5 protein-coding genes and 1 pseudogene are annotated in these 5,684 nt (G+C 40.3%); 2 read left to right on the top strand and 4 right to left on the bottom strand.

The annotated features are described in order from the left end of the window. The 4 genes and pseudogenes from AXF17_RS09435 to AXF17_RS03065 all read right to left on the bottom strand — a co-directional run. Positions 1 to 390: pseudogene (locus tag AXF17_RS09435) on the bottom strand (ABC transporter permease); the annotation flags it as partial. A gap of 10 nt (positions 391 to 400) precedes the next feature. Further along, positions 401 to 1,045 carry an ABC transporter ATP-binding protein gene (locus AXF17_RS03075; protein WP_094233750.1) on the bottom strand — a complete coding sequence of 215 codons (645 nt, stop codon included), beginning with the start codon at positions 1,043 to 1,045 and terminating at the stop codon, positions 401 to 403. An 8-nt stretch (positions 1,046 to 1,053) separates the two neighbouring features. Then, complete coding sequence (locus AXF17_RS03070; RefSeq protein ID WP_094233749.1) at positions 1,054 to 2,337, bottom strand: ABC transporter permease; 1,284 nt, start codon at positions 2,335 to 2,337, stop codon at positions 1,054 to 1,056. A 309-nt stretch (positions 2,338 to 2,646) separates the two neighbouring features. Further along, positions 2,647 to 4,383 carry a sortase gene (locus AXF17_RS03065; RefSeq protein WP_094233748.1) on the bottom strand — a complete coding sequence of 579 codons (1,737 nt, stop codon included), beginning with the start codon at positions 4,381 to 4,383 and terminating at the stop codon, positions 2,647 to 2,649. A gap of 452 nt (positions 4,384 to 4,835) precedes the next feature. On the opposite strand from AXF17_RS03065, the gene AXF17_RS03060 reads away from it, so the two are divergent. Together AXF17_RS03060 and AXF17_RS03055 are read left to right on the top strand one after the other, a co-directional pair. After that, positions 4,836 to 5,126 carry a hypothetical protein gene (locus tag AXF17_RS03060; RefSeq protein WP_094233747.1) on the top strand — a complete coding sequence of 97 codons (291 nt, stop codon included), beginning with the start codon at positions 4,836 to 4,838 and terminating at the stop codon, positions 5,124 to 5,126. A gap of 59 nt (positions 5,127 to 5,185) precedes the next feature. After that, complete coding sequence (locus tag AXF17_RS03055; RefSeq protein ID WP_094233746.1) at positions 5,186 to 5,632, top strand: IS3 family transposase; 447 nt, start codon at positions 5,186 to 5,188, stop codon at positions 5,630 to 5,632. Positions 5,633 to 5,684: the final 52 nt, after the last annotated feature.

Genomic DNA, 5,684 nt, shown 5'->3' with positions numbered 1-5,684 from the left:
CACCATTACCGTGCTCTTAAACTTCTCTATTCGCTCTTCATCCTCATTGCGATTTGTCGCTTCAGTTCTAATTATGTCATAGCCTACAAGATCAGCTACTGCTCCTATACGCTTGACATAGTCTTTTACATATCCGGATTTAACGATCTTATTTATATCTTCATTGCGGATATTTCCGCCACCTCTCGGGGTACCCGCATTAACCTGGCGGTTTATTTCCATAGTGAAACTATTAGTTATGTTTCCAAAAGTCTTGGCTGCTGCTCTATTAGTAGCATCCTTGATTGATAGACCAATCATACTTAGAGTTGCCATCGCTGTGATAACAAGCAGTATAATTAGAGATTTCAGTCTCTTTCTTGTGACATATGCTAATGCATTTTTTATCATCGTCATCCTCCTAGCTCTGCTTTCTCGTCTCTTTGAGCTTCTTACCACTAAGCTCCATCACTACATCTGCCGCATTTGCAACCTCTTTACTGTGTGTAACAACTACGACACACTTGTTTCGCTCTTGGGCTAAAGTCTTAAGAATTCCTATGATCTCGCTTGCGGTGGAATCATCAAGGTTTCCGGTTGGCTCATCTGCAAGTATTACGGGAGCCTCGGACGCAAGTGCTCTTGCTATCGCAACTCTTTGCTGCTGACCACCGGATAACTTCATCACATTTCTCTTAATCTCACTACTATTTAAACCAAGCTTCAGTAGTAGTTCATCAGAAGCATTTCTATTTACAAGCCTAACATTTTCAAGCGGTGTTAGATAGTCTATTAAATTGTAATTCTGGAACACGAGTGAAATATTATCTCTACGATGGTTGCTATAGCCATGCAATGCTATGCTCTTACCATTGAAACAAATCTCTCCCGAGCTAGGTCTATCAAGTCCTGCCAAAAGGGATAGGAATGTCGACTTTCCCGCACCTGATTTACCGGTTATAGCGTAAAATTTGCCAGCTTCAAAGCTGCAATTAATCGATGACAGCACCTTGTCTCTCGAGCCAATATAGCTGTATGATGCATTTTTAATTTCAATTATCTTCATGCTTTCTCCTAACTGATTTTAGATAGTATTTCCTTTGGGCTACGTATTAGAATTGCTCCAGATGTTATAGCAACCGAAACGATTATTATTACTATGAGCAATGCATAACTCATTGCAAATGTCATGAGCTCACTACTAATGCCCCCTTCACTTAACCCTCGTGCCAAAGCACCCGTTTCATCACTTCCTACAAATCCGCCTACAATGAACGATAGTGCAATTTTCCCGATTATAAATGAAGCTATCATCGCCGGTATTGATACGAATATTAGTTCCAGTATAAACTGTCCAACTATCGCCGCTTTACTTACACCAATAGATAAAAGAATCCCAATCTCATAAATTCTCTCCCTTAACCACAGTACTAATATAAGCGAAAGTACAATTGTACCTCCTCCTAGAATTGCCATTGTCATGACTCTCATGATTTTTCTTATACCGGTAAGAGATTTTGCGGCCTCTTGAAAAGCTCCATTATTCTTAGTCGCTTCAAAGCTCGACCAATCAACGTCGAGTTTCTTTATTTTTTTCTCTACAGTTTCCAGCTTTTCAGGACTGTTTGCTGTAACAGTTACCTTGTTAACAACTCGATTACCGCCTTCATACCCTAATCCTTTTTGGCTGGATTCATAATCGGCAAACATCGTGTTCTCACTGAGATCTGATGGCAGACCTGTATGTTGTTCCTGCATCTTACCGGAGAAAATCCCGACGATTTCGAGAGTTTGAGTTTCTCCACTTGATGAAGTACTCCCATCTGTTTTTAGAAATTTTAGTTTTACTTTATCATGTAATTTAAGTTTGTTTCGATCTGCAAACTCTTTATGAACCAGAACTTTTCCCTTGTCTTTTGATGAGATGTGTCTACCTTTTTCTAGGGTAAATACACCACTGCTGAATAGCAATTCTCGCTTTGTACTTCCGGTCGCCCTCACAGCAGCTGCGTTGCTTAAATCTCCTGATACGTCATCTCGTCTTACAGTCTGTTTGCCTGATACAACATTGCTCCCTTCAAGGCTAGCTATACCTTCGTACTCCGGCACAATATTACTAATCTCCTTGATTCGCTTCAACTCATCAAATTTGTTGAGTTCAAAAGTGCTTTGCTCAGCCTTTCGGACTATTGATAACGATGAATTAGAGGCCTTATATAATGTTCGCTCCATACTGTCGCTAGATACAATTATATTTAAACACACATGTATACATGCGAGAACCACAGTCAAAATCACGAAGATTATAAGTGCCCTGTACCTACGCCTGGTGACATAGGCTATTGCATTTTTTATCACTTTACATTCATCCTCCTTCTAGATTTCCTCATTGGGCATTTGCCTTAACAAGTCAAATATTACTGAAGATATATGAAATGTTTATGAAATGGAATAATATTTTTTTCAGTTAGTATAGATTGCTTAACAACAGCGATTTTTTCCAGCTATTTTATCCTATAATCCCTAAAAAAGTAATAGGCAAATGCACGATTCTGCATTTGCCTATTACTTTTGTGTGCTAAATATCAGTCTAATTGTAGGCTTTATTCCCCACAACCAGCTTGATTCACAGCTGTTGATCTAGTGTATATATCGTTAATTATCGAATTAAGCTCTGCGTTTTAACCTTACAACACTTATTAGAGCAATGATTGTTACAATAAGAACTCCTGCATAAAGGGCAACTCTCTGAACATCTCCAGTCTTTGGTCCCACCTTTTGAACCTTTATAACTTTCTTCTCTACCTTATTTGAAGGAGTTTGTGTTGTAGCATCCTTGTACTCAGGATACACATTAGTTTCACCCTTAACAAGTGCTGTATTCACATCAAATGCCTGCCCTGTCTCGGCATTCACCCAGTGAGAGAATACCTTTCCTGCAGGTGCTGCAGGTTCTGATGGTGCGACTGCTCCAACTAACTTTAGGTTATTGCCACGGATAGTTGTGAGAGACTTTATCATCTTGCTATTATCATTATTATCAAGCGCTTCCTTGGTCTCCCAGAAATTCACCTTTACAGCCGGCGCCCACACGTATGCTACCCCATTGTGATTCTCGCCTACATTATATGTGTAAGCAGAATGTGCAGCATTAGCCGGGTCAGCTGCTATATTGATAGATTTATTTGAAAAGCCCTTGATATCAAAACGTGTTAGCAACTCTCCGTTAGCATTTTCAGGCTGTTTTGCAACCTGATTACCACCTGCAGTAGGAGTTACTACACCATCAACTACATGCTCTTTGTAATCCTCAAGTACCGAGCCGCCCATGATAACCGAACCGTTAGTTCCTCCTGTAAGTATAGGTACTGAACCGTTGTCAAACGTTTCTCCATCAAGTGTCACATGAGGCTTACCGCTGGTATACAGCAGGCTTCCGTCAAGTGCGTACTTATATCCTTCAACCTTGAGGATACTATCATCACTTGCGGTAACTTTTGCCCTTCTTATGCCACTAACCGCTGTTCCACCCTTAGCCTTAACTAAGAGTTTTCCACCCTTAACGATATCAATAGTATTAGCAGCATTGCTGCCGGCATTGATACCTCTTGAAGCCGTTGTTGTGTTAACTTCTACTGTAGCTCCATCAATTTTCAAGGCACCTATTCCTGCAAGAACCATTCCGTATGAGTTTCCGGCTCTGCTCTCATTAATTGTAACCTTGGTATTAGCACCGGTTACCGTCATCTTTCCGTTCATATAGAGATCGCCAAATGTGCCATTACCGTTATTTTCGAAAGTGACTTTAGCTCCATCAGATACATTGAAGGCACCACCATCGAGCTCAAATCCTCCTTCATTTCCGGAGGTGGAACAATTTCTAATTACAAATGTGCCGCCTTTAACGTTAGTGGTGTTACCACCTGATAGTCCATATAAACCAAATCCAGGTGCACCATCTATAGTGAAATTCGTGTTTTCAAAATTAAACTTTACTGATGCATCATTAGACCATATACCGTAGTTAATAGGTTTCTTAAGCAGGAAGCTTCCAGCTCCTGTAAAGGTTGTATTTGAACCTGCATATCCTCTGAAATCACCACCATTAAATACAACGTTGGCTCCGGCATCAGCTTTAATGGTGACAGTTCTCCTGATATGAACCGGTGCAGTCATTGTATAATTGTATGTTCCTGCAGGGAATTCAATCACATCGTACTTATTACCCGATGCATCCGTAGTTGTTCCATCGATGATAGCCGTTAACTCAGCTGCTGTCTCGCTACCTGTAGCTGTGTATTTAGTAGCTGCGTATGCCATATTGGATGGTATAACCATCAAAAGAGCCAATAAGAATGCTAGAACAAGTGCTACATTCTTACCATAACGAATTGAAGCTTTCATATGACCTCCTTATAAGAATAATACTTATGTTTTTAATTTAATACGGATATTATACATTATAATGACACCACACGCACTATATTAATTTACTAAATACATATTACATCGTCATATTTGACATGCCCTAACAAATTCTCATAAATTTCAGAAACGAGTGTTCCAAGACTCGGTGCAACATACTATATTTATCCCTTATATTTCCCCTTCCGGCGCTTTTGAATCACTACTTTTATATATACCGATTATCACCGGCTAAATTATACAGAATCAAATGGCAAAACAAAACGAGGAAACCTATGTGATTCCAATTGGGTCTCCAAAAACAATTGGGGTCTGCAAAAAAATGAAATCAAGTTTGGGGGATGCCTTTTTGGGAGTTGTAACATTTAAGTAGAGTCTGTAAATCCACCAAATTCTCATGGTAGTATATCAATGAAAGGATTGGTGAAACTATGCAATACGACAATTCATTCAAGCAGGAAGCCCTCGAACTTTCAGCCGAGATCGGTGTCAGAAAGGCTGCAGAGCAGCTTGGCATTCCATATTACACACTTGCTGATTGGCGATATATCCGAAAGCATCAAGGTGCTTCATATTTTGTAAGCAGTGGTTACAAACGTAAACCTGTAGACGAGAAAGATCGTCGGATACAGGAGCTTGAAGCCGAACTGCGTGAAACCAAGCGAGCCAATAAGATACTCAAGGATGCCCTCGGTTTTTTCGCAGAAAGCCGAAAGAAGTAAAAGCGCATCATCGCTATGAATCCATTCACTACAGAGAAGGCAAATGGTCTGCAAACTCTATGTGTCATTTACTGGAAGTGAGTGAGTCAGGCTACTACAGGTATCTTAAGAATCTTGGTAAGCCTGACAAGGATGCGGTTCTTTCGGTAGCTATACAGACCATCATTGATGAGTCTGTATTCAATGACAACTATGGAGTTTCCCGTACGCAGATGGCTCTTGCGCTAAGAGGGCAAAAGGTCGGTATACGAAAGCTCAGACGAATCATGCTCAAAATGGGACTAATCCATGAACGAAAGTGCAGACCTAAAGGTCTGACCAAAGCTACAACCGAGATTCAGGAGAAGGAAAACCTGATCCGGCAGGACTTCTCCGCAGATAAGCCATATACTAAGCTACTTACAGATATATCTCAGATACAATACATCGATGGAAAACTGTACATTTCACCGATCATAGACTGCTTTAAGGGGAGCTCCTATCGCTCATCATGCGTGATAACATGAAGAAAGAATTATGTATCGATACTCTTAAAGCTGCACGGATTAGATACCCAAT

Source organism: Mogibacterium pumilum, assembly GCF_002243385.1.
Classification (GTDB): Bacteria; Bacillota; Clostridia; order Peptostreptococcales; family Anaerovoracaceae; genus Mogibacterium; species Mogibacterium pumilum.
The sequence above is the reverse complement of the archived record's forward strand: the minus strand, read 5'-3'. Positions and strand labels throughout refer to the sequence as shown.

What these genes read in the sequence shown, in the direction of transcription:
- AXF17_RS03075 (WP_094233750.1), bottom strand. Translation starts at nt 1,045, where the DNA reads ATGAAGATAATTGAAATTAAAAATGCATCATACAGCTATATTGGCTCG.
- AXF17_RS03065 (WP_094233748.1), bottom strand. Translation starts at nt 4,383, where the DNA reads ATGAAAGCTTCAATTCGTTATGGTAAGAATGTAGCACTTGTTCTAGCA.
- AXF17_RS03060 (WP_094233747.1), top strand. Translation starts at nt 4,836, where the DNA reads ATGCAATACGACAATTCATTCAAGCAGGAAGCCCTCGAACTTTCAGCC.
- AXF17_RS03055 (WP_094233746.1), top strand. Translation starts at nt 5,186, where the DNA reads ATGTGTCATTTACTGGAAGTGAGTGAGTCAGGCTACTACAGGTATCTT.